Source organism: Caldovatus sediminis (assembly GCF_014644455.1).
GTDB lineage: Bacteria > Pseudomonadota > Alphaproteobacteria > Acetobacterales > Acetobacteraceae > Caldovatus > Caldovatus sediminis.
On sequence record NZ_BMKS01000014.1, the window covers coordinates 17,651 to 43,693 of the forward strand.

General features: G+C 74.5%; 26 protein-coding genes, 1 tRNA gene and 1 other annotated feature. Of the genes, 20 read left to right on the forward strand and 7 right to left on the reverse strand.

What is annotated here, in order from left to right; translation table 11 throughout:
* The first annotated feature begins 192 nt into the window (after positions 1-192).
* From IEX99_RS17765 to IEX99_RS17800, 8 genes are all read left to right on the forward strand, one after another.
* Positions 193-759 carry an HPF/RaiA family ribosome-associated protein gene (locus tag IEX99_RS17765; RefSeq protein WP_188902774.1) on the forward strand — a complete coding sequence of 189 codons (567 nt, stop codon included), beginning with the start codon at positions 193-195 and terminating at the stop codon, positions 757-759.
* 31 nt (positions 760-790) lie between these two features.
* On the forward strand, positions 791-1,108 hold the full coding sequence (locus tag IEX99_RS17770) for a GYD domain-containing protein (protein ID WP_188902776.1): 318 nt from the start codon (positions 791-793) through the stop codon (positions 1,106-1,108).
* A 65-nt stretch (positions 1,109-1,173) separates the two neighbouring features.
* Positions 1,174-1,416, forward strand: a complete 243-nt coding sequence (locus IEX99_RS17775; RefSeq protein ID WP_188902778.1) for a hypothetical protein — start codon at positions 1,174-1,176, stop codon at positions 1,414-1,416.
* 74 nt (positions 1,417-1,490) lie between these two features.
* On the forward strand, positions 1,491-1,724 hold the full coding sequence (locus IEX99_RS17780) for a hypothetical protein (RefSeq protein WP_188902780.1): 234 nt from the start codon (positions 1,491-1,493) through the stop codon (positions 1,722-1,724).
* A 100-nt stretch (positions 1,725-1,824) separates the two neighbouring features.
* Positions 1,825-2,235, forward strand: a complete 411-nt coding sequence (locus tag IEX99_RS17785; protein ID WP_188902782.1) for a DUF3775 domain-containing protein — start codon at positions 1,825-1,827, stop codon at positions 2,233-2,235.
* 70 nt (positions 2,236-2,305) lie between these two features.
* The gene (locus IEX99_RS17790; protein WP_188902784.1) at positions 2,306-4,750 is read left to right on the forward strand and encodes a recombinase; all 2,445 of its coding nucleotides are present in this window, start codon (positions 2,306-2,308) and stop codon (positions 4,748-4,750) included.
* A 93-nt stretch (positions 4,751-4,843) separates the two neighbouring features.
* Complete coding sequence (locus tag IEX99_RS17795) at positions 4,844-6,229, forward strand: GTPase (RefSeq protein WP_188902786.1); 1,386 nt, start codon at positions 4,844-4,846, stop codon at positions 6,227-6,229.
* A gap of 220 nt (positions 6,230-6,449) precedes the next feature.
* Complete coding sequence (locus IEX99_RS17800) at positions 6,450-7,112, forward strand: BON domain-containing protein (RefSeq protein ID WP_188902788.1); 663 nt, start codon at positions 6,450-6,452, stop codon at positions 7,110-7,112.
* A 431-nt stretch (positions 7,113-7,543) separates the two neighbouring features.
* Here the strand turns inward: IEX99_RS17800 and IEX99_RS17805 are convergent, their stop codons facing one another.
* The 3 genes from IEX99_RS17805 to IEX99_RS17815 form a co-directional block, all read right to left on the reverse strand.
* The gene (locus IEX99_RS17805) at positions 7,544-7,750 is read right to left on the reverse strand and encodes a ChaB family protein (RefSeq protein ID WP_188902790.1); all 207 of its coding nucleotides are present in this window, start codon (positions 7,748-7,750) and stop codon (positions 7,544-7,546) included.
* A 322-nt stretch (positions 7,751-8,072) separates the two neighbouring features.
* Positions 8,073-8,189 (forward strand) — a sequence feature (AL1L pseudoknot).
* A gap of 64 nt (positions 8,190-8,253) precedes the next feature.
* A complete protein-coding gene (locus tag IEX99_RS17810; RefSeq protein ID WP_188902792.1) occupies positions 8,254-8,907 on the reverse strand; it encodes a CoA transferase subunit B in 654 nt (217 codons plus the stop codon).
* Positions 8,908-8,910: 3 nt separating this feature from the next.
* Positions 8,911-9,642: a CoA transferase subunit A gene (locus IEX99_RS17815; protein WP_188902794.1), complete on the reverse strand. Its 732-nt coding sequence runs from the start codon at positions 9,640-9,642 to the stop codon at positions 8,911-8,913.
* Positions 9,643-9,777: 135 nt separating this feature from the next.
* On the opposite strand from IEX99_RS17815, the gene IEX99_RS17820 reads away from it, so the two are divergent.
* From IEX99_RS17820 to IEX99_RS17855, 8 genes are all read left to right on the forward strand, one after another.
* Positions 9,778-9,853 (forward strand) — tRNA-Ala (locus tag IEX99_RS17820).
* Positions 9,854-10,403: 550 nt separating this feature from the next.
* A complete protein-coding gene (locus tag IEX99_RS17825; protein WP_188902796.1) occupies positions 10,404-10,913 on the forward strand; it encodes a ferritin-like domain-containing protein in 510 nt (169 codons plus the stop codon).
* 171 nt (positions 10,914-11,084) lie between these two features.
* Positions 11,085-12,233: an ABC transporter permease gene (locus tag IEX99_RS17830; RefSeq protein ID WP_188902798.1), complete on the forward strand. Its 1,149-nt coding sequence runs from the start codon at positions 11,085-11,087 to the stop codon at positions 12,231-12,233.
* Positions 12,234-12,289: 56 nt separating this feature from the next.
* Entirely contained in the window at positions 12,290-13,045 is a 756-nt protein-coding gene (locus tag IEX99_RS17835; RefSeq protein WP_229678115.1) for an ABC transporter ATP-binding protein, read from the forward strand.
* Position 13,046: 1 nt separating this feature from the next.
* A complete protein-coding gene (locus IEX99_RS17840) occupies positions 13,047-14,099 on the forward strand; it encodes an MlaD family protein (protein WP_188902802.1) in 1,053 nt (350 codons plus the stop codon).
* The gene (locus IEX99_RS17845; RefSeq protein WP_188902804.1) at positions 14,099-14,806 is read left to right on the forward strand and encodes an ABC-type transport auxiliary lipoprotein family protein; all 708 of its coding nucleotides are present in this window, start codon (positions 14,099-14,101) and stop codon (positions 14,804-14,806) included. Before IEX99_RS17840 ends, IEX99_RS17845 begins: the two co-directional genes overlap by 1 nt.
* Positions 14,807-15,102: 296 nt before the next feature.
* Complete coding sequence (locus tag IEX99_RS17850; protein ID WP_188902806.1) at positions 15,103-15,765, forward strand: hypothetical protein; 663 nt, start codon at positions 15,103-15,105, stop codon at positions 15,763-15,765.
* Between the two features lie 250 nt (positions 15,766-16,015).
* Positions 16,016-17,188, forward strand: a complete 1,173-nt coding sequence (locus IEX99_RS17855; protein ID WP_188902808.1) for an alpha/beta fold hydrolase — start codon at positions 16,016-16,018, stop codon at positions 17,186-17,188.
* A gap of 466 nt (positions 17,189-17,654) precedes the next feature.
* Here the strand turns inward: IEX99_RS17855 and IEX99_RS17860 are convergent, their stop codons facing one another.
* Complete coding sequence (locus IEX99_RS17860; RefSeq protein WP_188902810.1) at positions 17,655-18,575, reverse strand: LysR family transcriptional regulator; 921 nt, start codon at positions 18,573-18,575, stop codon at positions 17,655-17,657.
* A 144-nt stretch (positions 18,576-18,719) separates the two neighbouring features.
* Here IEX99_RS17860 and IEX99_RS17865 point away from each other — a divergent pair, with 144 nt between their 5' ends.
* The 4 genes from IEX99_RS17865 (at position 18,720) to gshB (ending at position 23,251) form a co-directional block, all read left to right on the forward strand.
* Positions 18,720-19,157 carry a DoxX family protein gene (locus IEX99_RS17865; protein ID WP_188902812.1) on the forward strand — a complete coding sequence of 146 codons (438 nt, stop codon included), beginning with the start codon at positions 18,720-18,722 and terminating at the stop codon, positions 19,155-19,157.
* Positions 19,158-19,502: 345 nt separating this feature from the next.
* Entirely contained in the window at positions 19,503-20,687 is a 1,185-nt protein-coding gene (locus IEX99_RS17870; RefSeq protein ID WP_188902814.1) for an MFS transporter, read from the forward strand.
* A 110-nt stretch (positions 20,688-20,797) separates the two neighbouring features.
* The gene (locus IEX99_RS17875) at positions 20,798-21,226 is read left to right on the forward strand and encodes an OmpA family protein (RefSeq protein ID WP_188902816.1); all 429 of its coding nucleotides are present in this window, start codon (positions 20,798-20,800) and stop codon (positions 21,224-21,226) included.
* Between the two features lie 1,044 nt (positions 21,227-22,270).
* Positions 22,271-23,251 carry a glutathione synthase gene (gene gshB / locus IEX99_RS17880; protein ID WP_188902818.1) on the forward strand — a complete coding sequence of 327 codons (981 nt, stop codon included), beginning with the start codon at positions 22,271-22,273 and terminating at the stop codon, positions 23,249-23,251.
* 27 nt (positions 23,252-23,278) lie between these two features.
* Here gshB and IEX99_RS17885 read toward each other — a convergent pair whose 3' ends face one another.
* The 3 genes from IEX99_RS17885 to ald form a co-directional block, all read right to left on the reverse strand.
* Positions 23,279-24,292, reverse strand: a complete 1,014-nt coding sequence (locus IEX99_RS17885; RefSeq protein ID WP_188902820.1) for a VOC family protein — start codon at positions 24,290-24,292, stop codon at positions 23,279-23,281.
* A 101-nt stretch (positions 24,293-24,393) separates the two neighbouring features.
* Positions 24,394-24,714 (reverse strand): hypothetical protein, encoded by a 321-nt coding sequence (locus tag IEX99_RS17890; protein ID WP_188902822.1) that lies wholly within the window; start codon positions 24,712-24,714, stop codon positions 24,394-24,396.
* A gap of 102 nt (positions 24,715-24,816) precedes the next feature.
* Positions 24,817-25,938, reverse strand: a complete 1,122-nt coding sequence (ald, locus tag IEX99_RS17895; protein ID WP_188902824.1) for an alanine dehydrogenase — start codon at positions 25,936-25,938, stop codon at positions 24,817-24,819.
* Between the last annotated feature and the right edge of the window lie 105 nt (positions 25,939-26,043).

A 26,043-nucleotide genomic window follows, 5' to 3' on the forward strand; every position in this document is an offset into this window, starting at 1 on the left:
TGTCGGAGGGTTGCGGCACCCGTGCCCCGAACCCGCCCCGGCGGGATCGGGCGCGGGCCGACCGAAGAGGATGGCATGGCGCGTATCGCGATCGGATCGTTCGAGAGGCCGGATGGCGGCGACGGCGCGCCGCGGCCCCGGTCAGGGCGGCGCGCGGGCGCGGGACCGACACCTATCGTGAGGACCACCGGCATGACCGTTCCCCTGCAGGTCACCTTCAAGGACATGGACCCTTCGCCGGCGCTGGAATCGCGCATCCGCGCGAAGGCGGCGCGGCTCGAGCGCTTCGCGGACGATATCCTGCGCTGCCACGTCATCGTGGAGGCGCCGCACCGCCACCACCACCAGGGGCGGCTCTACCGCGCGCGAGTCGAGGTGTTCGTGCCGCGGGGCGACGTCATCGTGACGCGGGAGGGCCCGCTGAACCACGCACACGAGGATCCCTACGTGGCGGTGCGCGACGCCTTCGACGCCGCGATCCGCCAGCTCGAGGACCACGTGCGCAGGCTGCGCGGCGACGTGAAGCACCACGAGCCGGTGATGCGCCGCGGCCGGATCGCGCGCTTCATCGCCGGCGAGGATTACGGCTTCATCGAGACCGAGGGCGGCGAGGAGGTCTACTTCCACCGGAACAGCGTCGCCGGCGACGGCTTCGACCGCCTGCGGGTCGGCGACGAGGTCCACGTCTCCGTGGAGGAGGGCGAAAAGGGCCCGCAGGCCGTCGTCGTGCACCCCGTCCACCGCCGCTCGGCCGATTGAGGGCGAGGAGGGGAGGAGAGGAGAGGCGCAGATGGCGACGTGCATCCTGCTGACGCAGCTCGCGCACGCCGCGCCGGAGACCGACGAGACGCCGCCGGCGGAGCCCGAGCGGCGCGTGGTCGACCGGATCCGCGCCGCCTGCCCGGAGGTCGAGTGGGCGGGCAGCCGCGCCGTCCTCGGCCCGTACGACCGCCTCGACGTCTTCCGCGCCTCGGACGGGGGGACGGCGATCGAGGGCGCGACGATCGTGCGCCGGCTCGGCCATGCGCGCGCGGAGGTCTGGGGCGCGACGGAATGGCTGCGCTCCAAGGAACTCGCGCGCGACGCGCTTGGGGCGCCGGGCGGATGAGCCGTCCGCCGCGGCAGCGGCGGGACCTGCCGCATGAAGTCGAAGGAGCGAGGAGCGCGACGGCCATGTCCGAGCAGCATGCGGCGGCGACCGCGTCCGAGATCGCCGCCATCCTGGGCCCGACCGACGAGGTCGTGATCGCCGACATCCTCCGCACCGGCGCCAGCGCCGCCGAGGTGCAGGAGGCCTTCGCCCGGCTGGAGGCCGACGACGCGGTCGGCCGCAGCGCCCGGCGCGGCGCCTCGGCGCGCGTGGTCGAGGTGATGGCGATCCTCGAGGCGGCGCAGATCCGCCCGGAGGAGGGCTAGGGAGAGGGCCGGGACCGCGCCGCGCGTGGCGGGCCGGCGCCTGCCCGGGGCGGCGATCGCGAGGGAGCATCCGCATGCAGAGCGCCACCTTCCGCCGTTGGCTCGCCGAGCGCGGCTGCCAGTTCCGCCAGCACGAGCGGGGCCACGGCCACGGCCATCCGACGGTCACCGTGGTGCGGCAGGGCCGGACCGCGGAACTGCCGCTGGTCGGCTCGCACGAGGACCTCGATCCGGACCAGGTCCGCGAGGTCTGCGACCGCCTCGGCCTCGACTGGTCCGAGCTGCCCGGCCCCAAGAGCCGGGTCTGAGGCCCGTCGGGACGGCACGCGGCCGCGCCGCGTTGAGGCAGGTCAAGGCCGGGCGGCGCGGCGGCGGAAAGACTCCGCCGGGATCCTGGGAGGCACAACCATGGCCGCGACGCTTTCGACATCGCTCGAGACCCTCGCCTACATCGTCGTGAAGGCGCGGGAGTACGACGCCCAGGTGGAGCCGGAAGGGTTGGAGGAGGGCTCGAACCCGGCGGACGACATCGAGATCGGCATCCTGGAGGACACCCCCGACAATCCCACGCGCATCGAGTTGCGCGCCGCGCTGGAGGCCCTGAACGACGACCAGATCACCGAGGTCCTCGCCCTCACTTGGCTCGGCCGCGGCGACTACGGCGCCCGCGAGTGGAACCAGGCGCTCGCCGCCGCGCGCGAGGCCCGAGACGAGCACGTGATCGACTACCTGCTCGAGACCCCGAACCTGGGCGACCTGATCGAGCAGGGCCTCGCCGAACTCGGCTATTCGATCCTGGGCGAGGAGATGCGACTGTGAGCCGGCCGGGGAGGGGCCGGCGCCGCGCGGCGGCGGACTGATCCCCGCGACGGATGGAGGACGCACGGGGTTGGCCGATGGTTCCGACCGCGCGGCGGGCCGCCGCGCACCGCCCCCGCCGGGCGCCGCCTTCGGCGAGCGGCCGCTGCCGGCGCGCCCGCTCGACCAGGGCATGGGGCTCGCCGTCGCCCGCCGCACCGTGTTCCGGCCCGAGGACGGGGAGGATTTCGGGCGCGTCGCGGCGCGCGTCGCCGAGGGGAACATGTCCCTGCTCGGCCCCCCGACGACGCCGGAGACGGAGACCGAGCGGGCACGGCTGCGCAACGCGATCGCCACCGGGGCGCTGCTCACCTCCGGTCGGCACCTGCAGCACGGCGACGCGACGCAGGCGCGGCGGCCGATGGAGCTGTTCGTCAACTGCGCCACCGCGATCGCCAGCTTCACCTGCTTCTACCTGCTGCTGAACGGCGCCGGCGTCGGCCGCGCCTATGACGACGAGCTGGTGGCGGTGGACTGGGCCGAGGCGCCGGATCTGCTGCTCCACCTCTCGCCCGCCCATCCCGACTTCCCGCGCGACCGTGACGCGCTGCGCCGCTTCGGCGTGGAGTTCGGACTGGTCCCGGAGGACCTGCCCCCTGACGCCTTCGGCGAGGAGCGCGAGGCGGCGGTGCGCGCCTTCCTCGCCGGCGAGCTGGCCGCCTCCGACGCCGCGGGGCACGGGGCCGATGCCGTCCGCCACCGCGTCGAGGACAGCCGCGAGGGCTGGGCCAAGGCCGTGGAGCTGCTGGAGTCCATGGCGTTCCGGCGCGAGCGCCGCCGCGCGCTGCTGCTCGACCTCTCCGCCATCCGCCCGCGCGGCGCGCCGATCCGCGGCATGCAGGGGCGCCCCGCGCCGGGGCCGCTGTCGCTGCTGCGCGGCCTGCACAACCTGCGCCGGCACGTCATCGAGCCGGCCCGCGCCCGCGACCCCGCCGGCGAGGCGCTGCATCCCTGGGAGCAGGCGCTGCTCGCGGACCACCATCTCTCGGTCGAGGTGCAGGGCGGCGGCGCGCGCCGGGCGGCGCGCATGGCGACGAAGAGCTGGCGCGATCCCGGCGCGCTGCGCTTCGTCCGGCTGAAGGAGGCGGGCGGGCTGTGGACCGCCAACCACTCGCTCACCGTGGACGCCGAATTCTGGCGGCGCGTGCGCCGCGCCGAGGCGGGCCAGGACCTCGACGACCCCTGGACGCGCCACGCCCGGGCGCTGTTCGAGGAGGCGACGCGCTGCGCCTGGATCAACGGCGAGCCGGGCTTCCTCAACGGCGACCTGCTGGAGGACTACCGCACCGGCGCCGCGCGGCGGCGGCCGGTCGAGACGGACGGCGGCGAGGTGCGCAGCGCCCGCTACCGCGCCGACGCCGCGGCCGGCCTGCTCGCGGAGCTGTCGCGCCGCGCCGCGGGGGCGCGCTTCCCGGTGACCACCAACCCCTGCGGCGAGGTCGTGCTCCACGTCGCCGGCGGCTACTGCGTGGTCTCGGACTTCGCGCCGCTGCTCGCCTGCCCCGTGCCCTTCGAGCAGGTGGCGCCCGGCGCCGTGGCGGCGGAGGTCGCGGCAACCTGGGACGCGCGGGTCGAGGACGCGGTGCGGCTCGGCGTGCGCTTCCTGATCCGCGTCAACCGCATGGACGCGCTCTACGCGCGCGAGGTGGCGCGCACCAACCGCATCGGCATCGGGCCGACCGGCCTGCACGAGTGGGCCTGGCTGCGCTTCGGCCTCGCCTTCCGCGACCTGCTCGACGAGACCCGCGCCGCCCCGTTCTGGGCCATGCTGGCCCGCCTCTCGGCGGCGGCGAAGGCGGAGGCGCTGGCCTACGCGGAGGGGCTCGGCATGGCGCCGCCGCTCACCGTGACGACGGTCAAGCCGGCGGGCACCACCTCCAAGCTGTTCGGCCTCTCCGAGGGGGCGCACCTGCCGGCGCGGCGGCAGTACATCCGCTGGGTGCAGTTCCGCGGCGAACGCGATCCGGCGACCGGCGCCTGGCGCCCGGGCAGCGATCCGCTGCTCGCCGAGTACGAGGCGCGCGGCTACCCGGTCCGGGCGCTGCGGAGCTTCCCGGGGATGAGCATCGTCGGCTTCCCGACGCTGCCGCTCGCGCTCCGCCTCGGCATGGGCGAGCGGCTGGTCACCGCGGCGGAGGCCGCGCCGGAGGAGCACTACCGCTGGCTCCGGCTGCTCGAGCGCCACTGGCTCGGCGCCGAGCGCGGCAACCAGGTGAGCTACACGCTGAAGCTGCGGACCGACCGGCTCGACCTCGGCGCGTTCCGCCGCATCGTGCTCGAGAACCAGCCGGTCGTGCGCTGCTGCGCGCTGCTGCCGGTCCGCCCCGGCGACGCGCTCGGCCACGAGTACCTGCCGGAGGAGGAGGTGGACGAGGCGCGCTTCGCCGAGCTGCTCGCCCGCATCCGCGACCCGGGCCTGCACGAGGAGGTGGACCTGACGCGTCTGCGCTGCGCCATCGGCGTCTGCCCGCCGTGACCGTCGGGCGCGCGGTCCGCTTGACCGGGATCAATGCCGCGCGCGGCCGGCGCCCTAATTGAAGCGGCGTCCAGGGAACGGCAGGAGGGCGCGATGCGCAGGTCCCGTGTGGTCATCATGGGCGCTGCGGGGCGCGACTTCCACAATTTCAACGTGGTGTACCGCGACGATCCGGGCAGCGAGGTCGTCGCCTTCACCGCGGCGCAGATCCCGGGCATCGCCGGGCGGCTCTACCCGAGCGAGCTGGCCGGCCCGCTCTATCCGACGGGCATCCCGATCCTGGAGGAGGCCGAGCTGGCGCGGCTCGTCCGCGAGGCGCGGGTGCACCAGGTCGTCTTCGCCTACAGCGACGTCGCGCACCAGGAGGTCATGCACCGCGCCTCGACGGCGCTGGCCGCCGGCGCGGACTTCCTGCTGCTCGGGCCGGAGCGGACGATGCTCCGCGCGCCGGTGCCGGTGATCGCCGTCTGCGCCGTGCGCACCGGTTGCGGCAAGTCGCAGACCACGCGCTGGCTCTCGGCGCGGCTGCGGGCGCGCGGGCTCAGGGTCGGCATCGTGCGGCACCCGATGCCCTACGGCGACCTCGCGCGCCAGGCGGTGCAGCGCTTCGCCAGGCTCGCCGATCTCGACGCCGCGGCGTGCACGCTGGAGGAGCGCGAGGAGTACGAGCCGCACATCGCGCTGGGCAACACCGTCTATGCCGGCGTGGACTACGCGCGGGTGCTGGAGGTCGCGGCGAAGGAGCAGGACCTCCTGCTGTGGGACGGCGGCAACAACGACTTCCCCTTCTTCCGGCCCGACCTGCTCGTGGTGCTCGCCGACGCGCTGCGCCCCGGGCAAGAGGCGTCCCACTACCCCGGCGAGGCGGTGCTGCGCATGGCCGACGTCGTCGTGGTGGCGAAGGCGAACGCGGCGCCGGAGGCGGATGTCCGCCGCGTCGCCGAGGCGGTGCGGGCGATCAACCCGGCCGCCGCCGTGCTGCGCGGCGCCTCGGTGGTCCGGCTCGAGGATCCGGAGGCGGTGCGCGGGCGGCGCGTGCTGGTGGTGGAGGACGGCCCGACCCTGACCCACGGCGGAATGCCGCACGGCGCGGGCTACGCCGCGGCGCGCGCCGCCGGGGCGGCGGAGATCGTGGACCCGCGCGCCTCGGCGGCGCCGGAGATCGCCGCCGTGTTCGAGGCGTACCCGCATCTCGGTCCCGTGCTGCCGGCGATGGGCTACGACGCGGCGCAGCTCCGCGGCCTGGCCGCGACCATCGCGCGCTCCGCGGCGGAGGTGGTGGTGTCCGGCACGCCGGCGGAGCTCGGGCGCGTGCTCGGGCCGGATCGGCGCATCGTTCGCGCGCGCTACGAGTTCGCCGAGATGGACGAACCGGGGCTGGGGGCGCGGGTTGACGCCTTCCTCGAGCGGATCGGGCTCGGGCGGCGCGGGTCGGAGCTTGGCCCTGACCCCAGCCGGAACGAGTGGGGCGCCGGGTGAGGAGCATGGTGGAAGCGGCGCAGAGAAAGGCGGCGGCATGGCGATGCGAACTGCCCTGACGACGCGCTCGGCGGCGCAGGCATGATAATATTGCCAATATAGAACGTGTCGCTATTGCGCATGTTATCAAAATTATGAGATGCTTTCGGACGAGCGTTGCATAAAAAACGACGGATATTTTAAGCTTTTAAGCATTGCCAATAACACAAAGGAGCAAATAATGATCTCATTATGGCGCAACGATTCTGCAATAAAGAGAGACGTCGAGGATGAAATAAAATATGATCCTTCTATTGAAAATAGCGATCAGATATCGGTTGCGGTGAAAGACGGAATCGTTACGCTTACCGGATTTGTCAAGAGATACGTCGATTCCTATTATGCAGAAAAGGCGGCGAAGCGCGTCGCCGGCGTCAAGGCGGTCGCCAACGACATCCAGGTGAAACTCCCCACCGAGCGGACCGATCCCGAGATCGCCGAGGAAGCGGTCAGGGCATTGAAGCGAGAACTCTGGAATGCCGCGGACAAGGTCAAGCCCGTCGTGAAGAACGGCTGGCTGACACTGGAGGGCGAGTGCGAATGGAACTACCAGAAGGAATGGGCCGAGCGTGCCGTCCGATCAATCCACGGCGTGAAGGGGATCACCAATCTTATCGTGGTCAAGCCGAAGGTGACCCCGTCTGACATCAAGAAGAAGATCGAGGATGCCCTGGTTCGAAACGCCATGACAGACGCCGACCGGATCACCGTCGAGGTCGACGGCAGCAAGGTGACGCTGCGCGGGACGGTGCGTTCCTGGGTCGAGCGTCAGGAGGCCGAGCGCAGCGCCTGGGCGGCACCGGGCGTCGCGAGCGTGGAGAACAAGATAACGGTCGCTCCTTGAATATCGGCCGCGGCGTCGGGCCGGCCTCACGTCCTGCCTGTTCGCGGTCGAACATCGCCAGATGACGGTTGATCGCCTCGCGCAGCCGGACCCATCGCGCTAGGCCGTGCGTCGCGGCGGGAACTGTCGGGCAGCAGGCGCCGCGCGCGGCACGTAGCGGACCGCGTTGACGATCTGCGCAGCGGCCAGCCCCGCCGCCCTCGACGCGGCGCGGCAGGCAGCGGCGGGTCCGGGACCCGCCGCGCGTTGTCCGTCAGGGTTGCGGCGCCGCCGCAATCGCGCAGCGCAGGCCCGCGCGGCCATGCCGCCGCCGGGTGGCCGGGGTCCACGTCGCGTCGTTCGTCCGAGGTGCCGCAACCCGGTCGGACCACGCGGCAGCCCGGCCATCCGGCCCGCCCGGGCCCATATCGAACGCGAATCGAGGCGGACCATCAGTCCCTTGGCACCCAGCGGTCGCCCGATTTCCGGTAGCGCCGTTTCACGGCGCCCCATGCGATGCGGTGCAGCGTCGCCTCGTCGCCTTCGCCGCGCCTCGCCAGCCAGGCGTTGTTGAAGGCCGCCCGGTAGATGTCCTGGGCGTGCTCCGGCAGCACGCGGCGCAGACGCTCGGGCAGGTCGGCGTTGCTGGCGTAGGGCATGGCTTCCCTCCCTCCTCTCGCCCGGACCGGTCGCGAGCAGAGCCGATCGGTCCGTTCCGCGGACCGGGGTTGCACCGCACCGGGTTTGCCGGAGGCTCCGACCCCTGAGAAGGTGGAGGCGGACCCAGACGACCCCCGAACCGGGTTTCGCCGGAGGTCCGGCAGCGGGCGCCGCGGATGGTGCCGGAGCGGGGCGGCGATCGGCTGCATGGCAGCGACGGTGCGCCCGCGGATGCGGCGGACCGGGCGCGAGCGGGACCGCGGGCGTGGCCGCCGCGGTCGGCACGCCGCGCCAGGCCAGCGAGAATCTGCGGAAGAGGTCCGCCGTTATCGCGCTGCGGAGCTCGACCGCCGCTCCAGACCATGATCGCCTTCCTCGACGATCGTCGTGGGACATGGGGGGGCCGAGCCGATCCGCCGGCCGCTGCCGATCGCGCCGTAGGCCTCGTCGGCCACCGTCGGTTCAGGCTGCGACCCGGTCGGCAGCTCTCTCCCGTCGCCCGTCAGGCGGCCCTGGCCAGCGCCACCTCGTACTCCGCCTCGGTCTTCTCGCGCACCTCGGCCTCGCTGACGCCGGGCGCAAGCTCGATCAGGCGCATCCGCTCCGGCCCCTTGCGCGCGATCTCGAACACCGCGAGATCGGTGATCACGAGGTCCACCACCCGCGCGCCGGTCAGCGGCAGGGTGCAGCGCCTGAGCAGCTTCGGCTTGCCGCCGGCGGTGTGCTCCATCAGCACCACCACGCGCTTGACCCCGGCGACGAGGTCCATCGCCCCGCCCATGCCCTTCACCATCTTGCCCGGGATCATCCAGTTGGCGAGGTCGCCGTTCTGCGCCACCTGCAGCGCGCCGAGGATCGAGAGATCGATGTGCCCGCCGCGGATCATCCCGAAGGACTGGGCGGAATCGAAGTAGGAGCTGGTCGGCAGCTCGGTGATGGTCTGCTTGCCGGCGTTGATCAGGTCGGGGTCCTCCTCCCCCTCGAAGGGGAAGGGGCCGAGGCCGAGCATGCCGTTCTCGCTCTGGAGCTGCACGTTGATCCCGGACGGCACGTGGTTGGCGACCAGCGTCGGGATGCCGATGCCGAGATTGACGTAGAACCCGTCCTGCAGCTCGCGCGCCGCGCGGGCGGCCATCTCGTCGCGGGTCCAGGGCATGGCTCAGATCTCCTCGCCGGCGGCGGCGGCCGGCTCGCGCTTGCGGACGGTGCGCTGCTCGATGCGCTTCTCGTAGCCCGGCGGGCACTGAATGATGCGCTTCACGAACACGCCTGGGGTGTGGATGCAGTCCGGATCCATCTCGCCGGGCCGCACCAGGTGCTCGACCTGCGCCACCGTCACCTTCGCGGCGGTCGCCATGATCGGGTTGAAGTTGCGCGCGGTCTTGCGGTAGCGGAGGTTGCCCTCGGTATCGCCCATGTAGGCGTGGACGATGGCGAGGTCGGCGAACAGGCCGCGCTCCATCACGTAGGTCTCGCCGTCGAACTCGCGCGTCTCCTTGCCCTCGGCGACGGCGGTGCCGACGCCGGTGCGGGTGAAGAAGGCGGGGATGCCGGCGCCGCCGGCGCGGATGCGCTCGGCGAGGGTGCCCTGCGGGTTGAACTCGATCTCCAGCTCGCCGGCGAGGTACTGGCGGGCGAATTCCGCGTTCTCGCCGACGTAGGAGGAGACCATCTTGCGGATCTGGCGCGTCTCCAGCAGCAGGCCGAGGCCGGCGCCGTCAATGCCCGCGTTGTTCGAGACGACGGTGAGGTCCTTCACCCCGCTCTCGCGGATCGCCTCGATCAGCAGCGCCGGGATGCCGCAGAGGCCGAAGCCGCCGGACATGATCGTCATCCCGTCGCGCAGCAGGCCGGCGAGCGCGGCTCTCGCGTCCGGATAGACCTTCCTCATCGGCGCAACCTCCGCCTCCTGGTTCCCGCGTGGCCGCAAGCTAGTCGCGCGGGGCGGGCGAGGGAAGGGCGGGGCGAGGGGCCGAGGGCCTTGCCGGCGGCCGGGGCGGGCGCTATATCGCCGGCCGCTTCCCGGGGGGCCATAGCTCAGTTGGGAGAGCGCGTGAATGGCATTCACGAGGTCAGGGGTTCGACTCCCCTTGGCTCCACCAGGACCGTCGCAATAACCAACGGCTTATCGGGCAACGGCTCATCGGGCGCCCGCAGGCCAGCGATCGGCCGGCGGGCGTTGTCTTTGCCGGTGCAACCCGACACCCGGAGCGCTCGGGGATGGCGCCCGGAACGGCCGGTTCACCCACTCGCCCGGAGTCGGAACGGGGCGCTGCCCTCGGCCGCACCGCCGATCTGCGCCGCGATCGGGACGTCTGCGCCGCGATCGGGGCGATCGCCGCTCCTGCGAGGCGTGGTCGCCCCCGTGCTCCGGACCGCCCGCGCGCGGGTCTCAGGCGCCTGGGTCGCCGCCGTCTCCCTCCTGCTCATGGTCCCATCTTCCCGGCGGCCGGGGCCTCCGCCAGACCCGGCGCGGCTCGCACCACGCCGCTCCGCCGACCGGCGAATCAGCCATCAATCACCGAGGCTGCCCGTTGTGCAGGAGGGCGCCCCGCGGCGACCCCGGCACAGGTCCGCGCTTCTTGGCGTCACGCAAAGAACCGGCCCCACCCGGCGCCGTTCCCTGGCCAGGCCCCGGAACGGAGACGCCTCATGGCCAGCACCATCGACGACCTCTACACCACCGGCCTCGCCAACGCCCACGCGCTCGAGAACCAGGCGGTGCAGATGCTGAGCCGCCAGGCGGAGCGCCTGGAGAACTATCCGGAGCTGGCACAGAGGATGCGCGAGCACATCGAGGAATCGCGCCGCCACGCCGCCCGCCTCGACGAGATCCTCCGCGCCCGCGGCAGCGCGCCCTCCGCGCTCAAGGACGTCGGCCAGTCCATCATCGGCAGCCTCGCCGCGATGACCCATGCCGCCGCGCAAGACGAGGTCCTCAAGAACAGCTTCGCGAACTATGCCTTCGAGCACTACGAGATCGCCGCCTACCGCTCGCTGCTCGTCCTGGCCGACGCGGTTGGCGACGCCTGGGGGATGAAGTTGCTGCGCGAGAGCCTCGCGGAGGAGGAGCGCATGGCGCAGTGGATCGCCGATCACCTCGAGCCGACGACGCGGACCTACATGCGGCTCGCCGCGACAGGGCAGAAGGCCGGCGTCTGAGAGGCGTCGCCTCCCCCCTTCCGCCGGAAGCCGGACGCCTCCGTCCGCCGCCCGCCGGGCGGGGGCGCCGCCCCTCCGCGGCGCGGCCGCGCCGCGCACGAGAACGCGAAGAAGCGCTTGCGATCGGGGATTGATCCGGCACCCTGACGCCTCCCGCGCGTCATGGAGCCTATGCCGACCGCAATCCCACCCCCGCCGGACCTTGCCCGGCTCGAGGCCCGACCCGAGGGACAGCGCCTGGTGCTGGCCTTCAGCGGCCGGCTCGACATCGAGGCCGCGGCGCGGCTCTGGCGGGCCGCGATGCGGGCCGCGGCGGACCGCCCGGCCGCGCGCGCCGGCGAGGTGGTGCTCGACCTCGCCGGCCTGACCGCCCTCGACAGCGCCGGCGCGACGCTGCTGCTCCGCATCGCGGAGGCGGCGGGGCCGCGCGCCGCCCGGTTCGAGGGCGCCAGCGCCGGCGTCGCGACCGTGCTCGCGCGCACCCGCGCCGCCCTCGCCGCGCCGGGCCCGCCGCCCGGCCCGCCCCCGCTCTCCCCGCTCGCCGCCCTCGGCAGGGCCGGGGTGGCGCGGATGCGCCGCTGGGTCGGCGGCATCGGCTTCCTCGGCGAGGCCGCCGCCGCCACGCTTCGCGCGCTGCGCCGTCCCGCCCTGGTGCGCGGCCGCGACGTGCTGCGCCACCTCGACGAGGTCGGCACCCGCGCCTTCCCGCTGACCGTGCTGCTCGGCACGCTGATCGGCGTCATCCTCGCCTTCCAGTCCTCCATCCCGATGCGCCGCTTCGGGGCGGAGGTGTTCATCCCGCAGCTCGTCGGCATCTCGCTGCTGCGCGAGCTCGGGCCGCTGCTCGCCGCCGTCATCCTCGCCGGGCGCACCGGCTCCGCCTTCGCCGCCGAGCTCGGGACGATGACGGTGAACGAGGAGGTCAGCGCGCTCCGCATCATGGGCGTGGACCCCGTGGCGATGCTGGTGCTGCCGCGGCTCCTCGCCGCCACGCTCGCGATGCCGGTGCTGACGCTGCTGCTCGACCTCGCGGGCCTCGTCGGCATGGGCGCGGTGATGGGCACGCTCGGCTTCCCGCCGGCGGCGGTGCTCGCGCAGCTCGAGCAGGCGCTGAGCCTCGGCGACCTGCTGGGCGGGCTGTTCAAGGCGGCGGTGTTCGGGCTGGTGGTGGGCGGCATCGGCTGCCACGCCGGGCTCTCCGCCGGCATGGGGCCGCGCGCGGTGGGCGACGCCGCGACCGCGGCGGTGGTCGGCGGCATCGTCGCCACGATCGTGCTCGACGGCCTCTTCGCCGTGCTGTTCTTCCGGCTCGGGCTGTGAGCGCCGCCGCGGCAGGGACGGCACCGCCGCCGGCGGGGGCCGCCGCGGGAGAGCCGGTGATCCGCGTGCGCGACCTCGCCGCGCGCTTCGGCGAGCGCACGATCTTCGAGCACGTCTCCTTCGAGGTCCGCCGCGGCGAGGTCTTCGTCATCCTCGGCGGCTCGGGCTGCGGCAAGTCCACCCTTCTCAAGCTGATGGTCGGGCTGTACGAGCCGGCGGCCGGCTCGGTCGAGGTCCTCGGCCGGGTGCTCGCCGCGGCGGAGGGCGACCGGGCCGTGGCAGGGCGCGAGCGGCGCGCCCTGCTGCGCCGGATCGGCGTGATGTGGCAGTCCGGCGCCCTGTTCGGCTCCATGACCCTGGCGGAGAACGTGGAACTGCCGATCGAGGAGCACACCGACCTGCCGCGCGAGGCCCGCGCCCTGCTCGCGCGCGCCAAGCTCGGCCTGGTCGGGCTGTCGGAGGCGGCGGAGCGGCTGCCGGCCGAGCTCTCGGGCGGCATGGTCAAGCGCGCCGGGATCGCACGCGCCATGGCGCTCGACCCGCCGCTCCTGTTCCTCGACGAGCCCTCGGCCGGGCTCGACCCGATCACCTCGGCCGGGCTCGACAGGCTGATCCGCGAGCTCGCGCGCGACCTCGGCACCACCTTCGTCGTGGTGACGCACGAGCTGCAGTCCATCCTCGCCATCGGCGACCGCTGCATCATGCTCGACAGGGAGGCGAAGGGCGTGATCGCCGAGGGCGACCCGCGCCGGCTGCGCGAGGAGAGCACGCACCCGACGGTGCGCGCCTTCTTCCGGCGGGAGGCCGCCTGAGATGCCGCAGCACGCCGCCGCGCGCGCCCTCTACGTCCGGGTGGGGACGCTGATCCTGGTCGGCATCGGCCTCGCCGTGGGCTTCGTGCTGTTCCTCGCCTCGGGCGAGCTCGGCCGGCAGACGGCGACCTACGAGACCTACATCGGGGAAACCGTGCAGGGCCTCGATGTCGGCGCCCCGGTGCGCTTCCGCGGCGTCGCGGTCGGGCGCGTCACCGAGATCGGGCTGACCGCGGCCGAGTACCGCCGCACCGACGGCCTGCCCTTCGCCGACGCCTACCAGCTCGTGCTGGTGCGCTTCGCCCTCGACACGGCGCGGACCGGCGGCATGCCCTCGATGCCGGAGGCGATCCGCCTCGGCCTCCGGGTGCGCCTCGCCTCGCAGGGCATCACCGGCGTGAACTACCTGGAGATCGACTACGTCGCCAACCCCGAGCGCTTCCCGCCGCGCGACGTGCCCTGGCAGCCGCGCTACCCCTACATCCCCGCCATGCCCTCCACCGTCGCGCAGGTGACGAGCGCGGCGGAGGCGCTGGTCGCCCGGCTGCAGCAGCTCGACCTCGAGGGGCTGATCGGCAACCTCGCCGGGCTGAGCGCCGACCTGCGCGGGCAGCTCGCCCGCGCCGACCTCGCCCGCACCGTGGCCGAGGCCCAGGAGGCGGCGGCCGCGGCGCGCGAGGCGATCCGCGCGGCCGAGCTGCCGGAGACGCTGCGCGCCGTGCGCGAGGCCGCGCGCAGCGTCCGGGAGGCGGGCGACGCCGCCGAGGCGCTGGTCGCCGGGCCGGACATCCGCGCCGCGGTGGTCAACACCGCGCAGGCCACCGCGGAGATGCGCACCGCCCTCGCCCGCCTGCCGCAGGCCATCGCCGCGCTCGAGGCGACGGTGCGGGCCGCGCGCGTCGCCACCACCGACACCCAGGCGGAGCTGGCGCCGATCCTGCGCGACCTGCGCGTGACGGCGCAGAACCTTCGCGACACGACGGAGCTGCTGCGCCGCTCGCCCTCGCAGGCGCTGTTCGGCGCGCCGCCGCCGCCCAATCCGGACCGCCGCTGATGCCTCCTCCGACCGCGCCCGCATTCCCGCCGCCGCGCCGCCTCCCGCGGCGGGCGCCCCGCGCCTCGCGCCGCCTCGTCGTCGGCGCCGCCGCGCTCGCCCTGCTGCCGGGCGGCTGCCAGGTGCTGCCGGACCGGCCCTATGTGGAGACGCGGCGCTTTCCCCTGCAGCCGCGCCGCGCCGCCGCGACCGGAACCGGCGCGTCGGACCCCGCCGGCCGGCGCAAGGTGCTGATGCTCCGCCTGGTCCGCGCCGCGCCCGGGCTGGAGCAGCGGGGCCTGCGCACCCTGCGGGCCGACGGCAGCGTGCACGTGGACTTCTACAACGAGTGGACGGCGCCGCCGGCCGAGCTGGCGGAGGAGGCGATGCGCCGCTGGCTCACCGAATCGGGCCTGTTCTCGGCGGTCACCACGCCCGGCTCGCGCGCCGAGCCCGACCTGGTGCTGGAGATGGAGCTGACCGCGCTGTTCGCGGACCTGCGCGACGGCGGCGCGGCACGGGTGGAGATGTCCGGCGTGCTGCTCGACGGGCAGGGCCGGGTGCTCGCCCAGCTCTCGCCGCGCGGCGAGGTGGCGCTGCCGCGCGAGGCGACGGCCGCCGCCGTCGGCCACGGCGATCCGCCGCCCGAGGCGATCGCCGGCGCGATCGAGGCCGCGCTGGCCGAGGCGCTGGCCGCGCTGGAGCGGATGCTCGGCCGCTATGCGTGAGCGGCCGGCGGCACGCCGGCGCACGCGGGTGTTCCCCGCCCGCGGGGCGGGTCGCGGCGACCGCCATCGGTGGGACGAGCCCTGCCTGTCCGATCGGCGGGTGCGTTATGATGTCGGCCGCACCCAGGAACGGCGGCAGGCGAGCATCTGCCCGCCGCGCGGTCCCGGGCTCCGCCGACGGTCCGGCCTCGACGGGGACCGAGGGCGCCCGAGGGGCGGTGCCCGGGCGGAGGCGGGGTCGGCGCGGCCCCGCTCCGTCGTCTCGCAGACGCGCACGGAAAGGATCACGACCGGCCATGTGGAACCGACTTTTCCCCGCTTCCCGCGGGCCACGCCGCGGCGCAAGCGTCGTCGGCCTCCGGTTCGCGGCGGCCCTCGGCCTCGTCGCCCTGCTCGCCGGGACCGCGGCGGCGCAGTCCGACAATCCCTCCTTCAACATCGTCAACCGGAGCGGCCAGACGATCAACGAGATCTACGTCTCGGCCGCCACCCAGGACTCCTGGGGCCGCGACTGGCTCGGCCAGAACGTGCTGCCCAACGGCCAGTCCTGGCCGATCCGCTTCCGCCAGGGGGCCGAATGCGTGAACGACATCCGCGTCGTCTACGCCAACGGCAACGCCGAGGAGCGCCGGCGCGTGAATACCTGCGCGATCGCCGAGGTGGTGTTCGGCAGCGGCCAGGCCGAGGCGGCGCCGCCGGCCGCGACGCAGAACCCGTCCTTCAACCTGGTCAACAACAGCGGCCGGACCATCATGGCCGTCTATGCCTCGCCCACGCGCGAGGACCACTGGGGGCCCGACCGGCTCGGCCAGAACGTGCTGCCGGCCGGCCATGTCTTCGCGGTTCGTCTGCCGGTGGGCGACTGCCTCTACGACATCCGCGTCGTCTATGACGACAACTCGGCGCAGGAGAAGCGCCGGGTCGACACCTGCAACCTGGTCAACGTCGCCTTCCCCTGAGGGCGGGACACCGCGTCGGGCCCCTGGCCCCGTGACGGACCGGCCGGCGGGAGCCGGGCGCTCTCCGGCGGGATTGCGGTCGTCGCGGCGGCGGCCGCGCGCGAGCCGGAACGACCCGAGCGGAGGCGTCGGAGCCGTTCCCTCCCTGCCTCGCCCTCGACGACGGGGGCGAGGCAGGGGGGAGGCGCGGGGATGACCGGTGGCTCCGGTGCCTGTATCCCCCGCGCCCGTAACGAGGAGGGTCGTGTTGATGACCGACGCCGGCCGCCTGCTCCCGCCGCTCGCCGATCCCAGCCTGCCGCCCGGTGTCCGCGCGCGCTTCGTCGAGGACATCAACGGGCTGCGGATGCATCTGCTGGAGGCCGGGCACGACACGCCCGGCCGGCCCTGCCTGCTGCTGCTGCACGGTTTCCCGGAGCTGGCCTATTCCTGGCGCAAGGTGATGCCGGCGCTCGCCGCCGCCGGCTACCACGTCGTCGCCCCCGACCAGCGCGGCTACGGCCGCACGACCGGCTGGGACGCCGACTACGACGCCGACCTCGCGCCCTTCCGCATGCTCAATCTGGTGCGCGACGCGCTGGGGCTGGTGTTCGCGCTCGGCCGCCGCGAGGTCGCCGCGGTGGTGGGACACGACTTCGGCGCCTCGGTCGCCGCCTGGTGCGCCCTGGTGCGCCCCGACGTGTTCCGCGCCGTCGCGCTGATGAGCGCGCCCTTCGCCGGCCCGCCCGCGATCCCCTTCGGGGAGGCGCGCGGCGCGCCGCCCGGCCCGGACATCCATGCCGCGCTCGCCGCGCTGCCGCGCCCGCGCAAGCACTACCAGTGGTACTATGCGACGCGCGAAGCCAACGAGGACATGTGGCGCTGCCCGCAGGGCGTGCACGCCTTCCTGCGCGCCTACTTCCACCACAAGAGCGCCGACTGGCCGGGCAACCGCCCCTTCCGCCTCGCCGGCTGGACCGCGGAGGCGCTGGCGCAGATGCCGACCTACTACATCATGGACCTGCACGAGGGCATGGCGGCGACGGTGGCGCGCGAGATGCCCTCGGCGGAGCAGATCGCCGCCTGCCGCTGGCTGCCGGAGGCGGAGCTCGCGGTCTATGCCGGCGAATACGCCCGCACCGGCTTCCAGGGCGGGCTCAACTGGTACCGCTGCCGCACCAGCGGCCGCTTCAACGGCGAGCTGGAGGTGTTCTCCGGCCGCACCGTCGACGTGCCGTCGCTCTTCGTCGCCGGGCGCAGCGACTGGGGCATCCATCAGGTCCCCGGCGCGATCGAGCGCATGCAGGAGAGCGCCTGCACGCGCATGCTCGGCTGCCACCTCGTCGAGGGCGCCGGCCACTGGGTGCAGCAGGAGCGGCCGGAGGCGGTGACGGCGCTGCTGCTGCGCTTCCTGCGCGAGGCGGCGGGCGCGGCGCCGTCCTGACCAACCTCGACCGGGCGAGAGCTGCCGGCGTCCGTCGGGGCGGTCCGGCAGGGGCTTGGCGGGAGCCGTGCCGGCGCCCGAGGGGGCCGGGCGACCTCCTCGCGACGGTGGCCGGCAGGGGAATGGCGCGGGCGCGCCGGCGGCTCCGCGCCGCCGGGGCAGATCGCGGACGGCTGGAAACGGCCGGCAGCGTGGATCTGCTCGGCCAACAACGAGCGGGAGCCGTTGCACGAGCACGGCCGGGCGAAAACGGACCCGGCGGCCGCGGGGGGGTGGAGCGGCCGGCCTCCCGGCCGCGCACCCCGACGCCCGCACGGCCACCCGCGCCGTGGTGCTGCGCGAAGGGCCCGCCAGGCCCGGATGCCGGGGCGCGCCGGCCCGCGACCTCGTCGAGCGGCCCTCCTCGCCGGCCGCCGCCACCCGATCGGACACGAACCGACCCGGCTTCCGGCGGCATCGCGGCCCGTCACGCCGCCGACGCCACCTCGCGCGCCAGGGCGATGAGGGTCCGGCGCAGCCAGGCATGCCCGGGGTCCGCCTCGAAACGCCGGTGGAAGACCAGCGACAGCCGCGTGTGGCGGATCGCCACCGGCGGCGCGCGGACGACCAGCCCGTGCGCGCGCGCCATCTCGCGGGCCAGCCGGGCGGAGAGCGTGATGATCATGTCCGTGCGCGCCAGGATCCCCGGCACCCCGGCGAGATGCGCCACCACCGCGCCCAGGCGTCGCGGGTGGCCTGCCTCCGCCAGCGGCCCGTCCAGCGCGCCGTCGCGCGAGCCGTTCGGCGAATGCAGGAGATGCGGCACGGAGACGAAGCGCGCGGGCGTCATCTCGCCCTCCGCCAGCGGATGGCCCGCGCGCATCACCGTCAGGAACTCCTCCGGCAGCAGCCTGACGCGGGTGTAGATCGCCGGCGGCTCCGGCAGCACCGCCACCGCGAGCTGCGCCTCGCTCCGCTCGAGCAGGTCCTGCCAGTTGGTGCGGTCGGCGTGGCGGATGGCGAGCAGGCAGCCCGGCGCCCGGCGCGCCATCGCCTCCAGCAGCGGCGGCGCCAGCACCGCCTCCGCATACTCGCTGAAGGCGACCGGGAAGACGCGGTCCGAGGTCGCGGGATCGAAGGGCGCGTGCACGGCGAGCGTCTCGCGCAGCCGGTCGAGCACCTCGGCCACCGGCCCGGCCAGCGCGGCGGCGAGCTCGGTCGGCTCCACCCCGCCCGGGCGGCGCAGGAACAGCTCGTCGCCGAGCGCCTGGCGCAGCCGGTTCAGCGCGTTGGAGACGGCGGGCTGCGACAGGTGCAGCCGCCTCGCCGCGCGCGTGACGTGCCGCTCGCGCGCCACGGCGTCGAACACGCGGAGAAGGTTCAGGTCGAGGGAGTCGAGGTCGGCCATGCGGCGGTCGCGGGGGTTCCGCGGCTCCATTCAGGGCGGTGATGATGGCCGTTGCGGATCGCCGTTGGAAGGGCCGGATGCGCCGCGCGATTCTCGCCCGCGACCGGCGGCGATCCCGGCCGCCGATTGATGCGGAGACACCCCATGCCCGACACGCGGACCACCGCCCCCTACGCCGCCCTGCTCCTGCGCGTCAGTCTCGGCCTTGCCTTCCTCGCCCACGGCGCGGTGCTCAAGCTCGGCACCTTCGGGCTGGCCGGAACGATGGGCTACTTCGGCTCCATCGGCTATCCGCCGGTCTTCGGCGCCATCGTCGCCGTCGCCGAGGTCGCCGCCGGTCTCGCGCTGCTCGCCGGCCTCTGGGTGCGTGCGGCGAGCCTGCTCGCGCTGCCGATCCTGATCGGCGCGACGATCGAGCATCTGCCCAATGGCTGGGTGTTCAGCGCGCCGGGCGGCGGCTGGGAGTTCCCGGCGCTGTGGACCGTGCTGCTGCTGGTCCAGGCCGGGCTCGGCGCCGGGGCCTACGCGGTTGACCCGGGGCGGCTCGTCGGCCGCGCCACACCGCGCTCCGCGGCGGCCTGACCCGCCGCGCCGCCTGCGCCGGTGTGCGCCCCCCTCGCCGGACCACGTTGACCTCCGTCTCCCGGCCGCGGAGGATCGGCCCGCGGCGCGGCAGGCAACGGGGAATGCGCACCTCATGACGATCCGGCGCCGGATGCGGGCCACCGCTGCGCCATCCGGCCGTGGCGCGCAGGGGCGCCGGCGAACGGCCCTCCCTCGGCGGCCGGCGCGACAGCGCCGGACCGCAGACGGCGCGCCGCGCGGCGCATCGGCCGCCGGCGGCCGGACCGCGGCGGCGTGCTCCGCCCCGCCGGGACCGGCGGAAGGCTGACCGGGCGTGACCGTCCCCGCTCCGGGCCCGGGGCGATGAGGCGCGGGCGCCCTCCCTCCCCGGCGGCGTCGGTCGCCCTGGTCGGCCTCGCGGTGGCGGTGATCGGGGCGTCGACCACCCTCCCGATGCCGCTCTTTCCCCTCTACGCGGCGCGCGACGGGCAGGGCGCCGCGATGCTCGCCCTCGCCTTCGTCTGCTACGCGGGGGCGCTGATCCTCACCGCCCCGCTGCTCGGCGGGCTGTCGGAGCGGATCGGGCGCAAGCCCTGCGTGCTCGCCGCCGTGGTGTTCGCCGGCCTCGCCACGCTGGCGCTGACGGTCGCGCCCGGCCTCGCGGCGCTCGCGGTCGCGCGCGTCCTCCAGGGGCTCGCGATCGGGCTCGTCGCCGGCGCCGCGACCGCCTGGGCCGCGGAGCTCGCGGCTGGCGCCGAAGGCGCGGCGCGCCGCGCGGCGAGCGTCGTCACGACCGGCACGGCGGGCAGCTTCGCCGCGGGCGGCCTCCTCACCCTCGGCGCCCTCGCCTGGTTGGGCGAGACCGAGCCTCCGATCACCTATCTCCTGCACCTGCTCGCGGCGACGGGCCTCGTCGTCCTCGTCGCCTGGCGCGTGCCCGAGACGCGGCATTGCGCCGGCGGCGCCAGGGTCCCCTGGCTCCGCCTGCCCGGCTTTCCGGCCGGAACCCTGCCCACCACGCTCGCCATCCTGCCCGCCTGGGGCGTGACCGGCACGACCCTGACCAGCGTGCCGATGGCGCTCGCCGAGCGCGGGATGCCGCGCCTCGGGCCGCTCGCGGTCTGCGTCATGATCGCGGTTGGGGTCGCGGCGCAGCGGGCGCTCGGGCGCATGGCGCCGCGCCGCTCCGTGGTCGCGGGCCTCGGCGTGCTCGTCGCGGGCACCGCGCTGGTCGTGCTCGGCACGCTCTCCGGGGCGCTGGCGCCGCTGCTCCTCGGCGGGGCGGCCGTGGGCAGCGCCGCCTACGGCTTCCTCTATCTCGGCGGGCTCGCCGCGGTCGCCCAGGCGGCGCCGGCGGCGGAGCGCGCGAACGCCGCCGCCGGGTACTTCCTTGTCGCCCACCTCGGCTTCGGCCTGCCCCCGCTGCTGGTCGGCTTCGCGGTGGAGCGGCTCGGCGCCGCGCCCGCGCTCGCCGGGCTGTGGGCCGCCGTGGCGGCTACGGCCCTGGCGCTCGCTCGGGCGATCCGGCGCGGCGCCGCGCTGGACTGAGCCGCCCCGGGCGGCATGCCTGCCCGCCGCGCCGATTCATCGGCCGCTCCACGCGCGGGACGCGAGTTCCGCTTTCCGGCCCCGCGAATTCATGCAACTTTTCGGCGAAAATGCGCGAACGCGGCATCCGCTCCGCCCTCTTGCTGATGGCGCTCGGCCTGGCGTCCACGACCGGCGCCCCGGTCGCCGCGGCGCAGCCCGCGCCGAGCTTCGTCGTCACCTTCCCGCAGGGAAGCGCCGAGCTCTCGGAAGATCAGCGCCGGGTCATCGTCGCCGCGGTCGAGCGGTTCCGGACCGCCTGCCGCGGCTGCACCCAGATCGAGGTGATCGGCCACGCCTCGTCCACCGAATCGCCTGGCGCTGCCGTCGCGCTCAGCCATCAGCGCGCGGAGGAGGTGGCGGCCGACCTGATCATCGAGGGCGTGGGCATCGACCAGATCCTGGTCCGCGCCGTCGGGGCCGGCGCGCCGGCCGTGCCGCACCCGAAGGACGACGAGGAGGACGCGCGCAACCGGCGCGTCGTCCTGCTGCTGCGCTGACCGCGCGGCGGCGGACGCGCATCCGAGACGGCGGCTCAGCCGAAGGGCCAGTCGTGCGGGTCCGCCGCGCCGCGCGGATCGGCGAAGTGGAATGCGGATTCGAGGGCGACCCGGCCGGCGAGGAAGTCGTCGAGCCACGCATCCGCGGCCCGGCTCTCGGCGTCGAGGGCCGCGGCCAGCGCGGCAAGGTCCGCTGGCAGACCCCGATCGGGCGGCGTGGGGTGGGGCGGGCCATGGCCAGTCGGATGGTCCGGCGCCCGCCCCGGCGGATCGGCCGGGCGTGACGGGACCCTCCCCGGGCCTTCTTGGCCCTCGCCAGAGGCGGCGGCATTGCATGCCGCGGGGAGGTCCGCCTCGGCCGCGCCGGGAGCGGGGGTGTCGGCGCTCCGTGGCGGCGCGGTTGTCGGCCCGCGCTCCGCCTCGCGATCGGCCGGCCGAGAGCCGGAACCGTTGGGGAGGGGGGCGGAAGGTTCGTCTCGTCCGACGTCGTTCCAGGCCGCATGCGTGGCGGCGGGCGCCGACGGACGGTCGGGGACCGTTGGGGCGGCCGCATCGGGCCCGGCGTCGCCGGGCCGCGGGCCGAGCGCGTCGGGGCTTCCGGGCCGTGCCATCCCGGGTGGGCCCGCGACCAGGACCTCCTCGGGCGCCGCCGGAACGCCGGCCCGGCCGGTGCGGCTCGCGTCGGGATCGCCCGCCCGGGGAAGCCAGAGCCAGGCGTCGGCGCTGTCGTCCTCCTCCTTTCGCTCGCGCGGCATCGGCACGGGCATCGGCATCGCTCTCGCGTCCAAGGTCGGGGCGGCACCACCACCGCCGCTCGGTCGGCCTGCCGCGGCCGGCGTGGGGGGTGCCGGCGCGGCATTCATATTTCGGCAACAATCTCAGGAATGGAGACGATTCGGTCAAGATACATTTTCGCTATTTTAACGAAAAACAACCTTCGGTTGTGGCGCGGTTCGGCCCGCAAGGCCCTGGCATTCCGCCCCGCCCCCGGGCATGAGGAGGCGACCTCTCTTCGCCATACGGCGCGCAAGGACAGGAGGCAGCATGGCCGGAGCACGGCACGGACGCGCGCTGCGCGTCGCGGTTCAGATGGACCCCATCGAGGGCATCGACATCAACGCCGACAGCACCTTCGCCATGATGCTCGAGGCGCAGGCGCGCGGTCACGCGCTGTGGCACTACCTGCCGCGCGACCTCGCGCTCTCCGCCCGTCGCGTCACCGCGCGCGCCCATCCGGTGGAGGTGCGGCGCGAGAAGGGCCGGCACTGGACCTTCGGCCCGCAGCAGGAGCTCGACCTCTCCACCATGGACGTGGTGCTGCTGCGCCAGGATCCGCCCTTCGACATGGCCTACATCACCACCACCCACATCCTGGAGCACATCCATCCGCGGACGCTGGTGGTGAACGACCCGGCGGCCGTGCGCAACGCCCCGGAGAAGCTGTTCGTGACGCACTTCCCGGAGCTGATGCCGCCGACGCTGGTCACCGCCGACCGGCGCGAGATCATGCGCTTCCGCGCGGAGCACGGGGACATCATCCTCAAGCCGCTGTTCGGCAACGGCGGCGCCGGCGTGTTCCACGTGAAGCCGGACGACATGAACCTCAACGCGCTGCTCGAGATGTTCACCCAGCTCTACCGCGAGCCCCTGGTGGTGCAGCGCTACGTCCCCGCGGTGCGCCAGGGCGACAAGCGCATCATCCTGGTGGACGGGGAGGCGCTCGGCGCGATCAACCGCGTCCCGGCGGAGCGCGAGGCGCGCTCCAACATGCATGTCGGCGGGCGGCCGGAGAAGACGACGCTGACCGACCGCGAGCGGGAGATCTGCGCGGCGATCGGACCGGAGCTGAAGAGGCGCGGGCTGATCTTCGTCGGGATCGACGTGATCGGCGGCTACCTCACCGAGATCAACGTGACCAGCCCGACGGGCCTGCAGGAGATCGCGCGCTTCGACGGGGTGAAGCTGGAGGAGCGGATCTGGGACGTGATCGAGGAGAGGGTCGGCGGCACGCGCGCCGCCGCCTGAGCCGTGGCCCGGCGGCCGCCCGCCGGGTCAGGCGCCCCGCCGCCGCGCCACGGCCTCCCACCACGCGCACTCCTCGCGCGCCGGCACGTAGTTGCCCTCCACCACCTGCACCGGCGCGCGCAGCCCCTTCGCGCCGGCGCCGAGGCGCAGTTCCCGCGCCGCCGCGCGCATCGCCTCCGTGCCCCAGCGGCGCTCGTGCCCCCACAGGCTCGGCCCGTCCTCCATCCGCGCCGGCGTCCAGCTTTCGGGGTCGATGCTCCGCCCGCCCCAGCCGTACTCGAACAGGTAGCCGCCCGGGGCGCGCGCGTAGAAGCTCGTCATGAAGTCGTTGGTGTGGCGCCCGAGCGTCGTCGCGACGCGTCCCGGCTCGCTCAGCGCGAGGTCGTAGCCCTGGCCCACGTCGTCGAGGTGGAACAGCTCCACCATGACGTGGTGCAGCCCTGCCTGCCCGGTCTCGATCAGCGCCAGGCTGTGATGGCGGCGATTGACGTGGAGGAAGTACGCCCGGAAGGGGTGCTCGACCCAGTCGCTGACGCGAAAGCCGAGAAGGTCGCGGTAGAAGGGGAGCACGCGCTCCAGCGAGGGCACGTGCAGCACCGCGTGCCCCATCCCGAGCGGGCCGGTGCGGAAGCCGGAGATCGCGCGCCCGGGCACGAAGGGCGCATCGGTCGTTTCCGCGCCATGGAACAGCTCGACGCGGTTGCCGAGAGGGTCCTCGAACTGGATCAGCGCGGCGACGCGCCGCTCGTCGGCGAGGGCGCGCCCGCCCGGGCGCACGCGCAGGCCGGCCGCCTCGAGCTGCGCCGCGATCGCGTCGAGCGCGGCGGCGTCGGCCACCTCCCAGCCGAGGACCCCGAGCCCGTCCGCCTCGTCCTGCGCCACGACCAGGCGCTGGCGCCGGTCGTCCATGCGGAAGGCGAGGCCGGCGCGCGTGCGCTCGGTGAGCTGCATGCCGAGCAACCGCGTCCCGAACGACGCCCAGCCATCGAGATCCCGGGCCCGCAGGCCGACATAGCCGAGCGCCTGCACCGCTGCCGCCATGCTCGCCTCCCGTTGCGCGACCGCGCCGGGGGCGACTCTCGGCCAGGCGCGCCGCGGACGGAAGGGAGAAATCGGATGCCCGGCTGACGCGGGGGGGGGGGTCAGCGCAGCGGGATCTCCACGTGCAGGCCGATGCTCGGCCGCGACGGCGCGACGAACACCGGCGGCGGCGCGGGCGCGACGACCACCGCCGGAGGAGGCGGCGGGACCGCGACCAGCGGAGCGGGAGCGACCGCGACGGGCGGGCGCGGCGCCACGAAGACCGGCGGCGGTGGCGCGACCACCACGGCCGGGCCGCCGCACCACTCGCCCTTGCGCCAGCCGCGCCCGCAGGGCGGCGTCGCCTCTGCCGGCGGCGGAAACAGGGCCGCGCCCGCGACCAGGGCGCCGGCGGCAACGGGCAGGAGGCGAGCAGGGCTCATCGCGTGCGCTCCGGGCTCGCGGGGCTGTCGAGTGCGGACAACCGCCGCGCGACCGCATCCTGGCGCGGTTCCCGCCGGACGCGCAAGCCCGATGGCATGCAATCAGGCGCCGGCCAGCGCCTCCCGCACCGGCCACACCTCCAGGCCCAGCGCTTCCGCCACCGCCGGGTGGGTGATCCGGCCGGCATGCACGTTCACGCCCGCCGCGAGATGCGGGTTCTCCGCGCAGGCCCGCCTCCAGCCCTTGTCGGCGAGTTGCAGCGTGAAGGGCAGCGTCGCGTTGTTCAGCGCCACCGCCGAGGTGCGCGCCACCGCACCCGGCATGTTGGTCACGCAGTAGTGCACCACGCCGTCCACCACGTAGGTCGGGTCGGCATGAGTCGTCGGGCGCGAGGTCTCGCAGCACCCGCCCTGGTCGATCGCGACGTCCACCACCACGCTGCCCGGCCGCATGCGCCGTACCATGTCGCGCGTGACCAGCTTCGGCGCCGCCGCGCCCGGCACCAGCACGGCGCCGACCACCAGGTCGGCCTCCAGCACCGCCTCCTCGATCGAATCGTAGGTGGCGAACAGCGTGTCCACCGCGCCGTTGAACTCGCGGTCCAGCGCGTCCATCACGCGATTGGACTTGTCGAGCACGGTCACCCGCGCCCGCATCCCGTGCGCGATCCGAGCGGCGTTCGAGCCCACGACGCCGCCGCCGATGATGGCGACCTTCGCCGCCGGCACGCCGGGGACGCCGGAGAGCAGGATGCCCGCCCCGCCGGCCTCCTTCTCCAGGCAGCGAGCGCCGACCTGGATCGCCATGCGCCCGGCGACCTCGCTCATCGGCGCGAGCAGCGGCAGGCCGCCCTGCGCGTCGGTCACCGTCTCGTAGGCGATCGCGGTGCAGCCGCTCGCCATCAGGCCCCTGGCCTGCTCCGGGTCGGGCGCGAGGTGGAGATAGGTGAACAGCACCTGTCCGGCACGGAGCCGCGCCCATTCGTGGGGCTGCGGCTCCTTCACCTTCACGATCAGCTCGGCCCGCGCGAACACCTCCGCCGCGTCGGCGGCGATCGCGGCGCCCGCCGCGCGGTAGGCCTCGTCGGGAAAGCCGATCGCCGCGCCGGCGCCGGTCTCGACCAGCACCTCGTGCCCGTGGGCCGCGAGCTCGCGCACGGAGGCGGGGACGAGGCCCACGCGATACTCGTGCACCTTGACCTCCTTCGGCACGCCGACGCGCATCGGATCCCCTCCGCCTGGGTTGTGACGGTACTGACATGGGGTGGCCCGGTCGCCCGCCCAATGGCCGCGTGACGCCGCCCCGCACTGCCCCTATCGTCCCGCGCG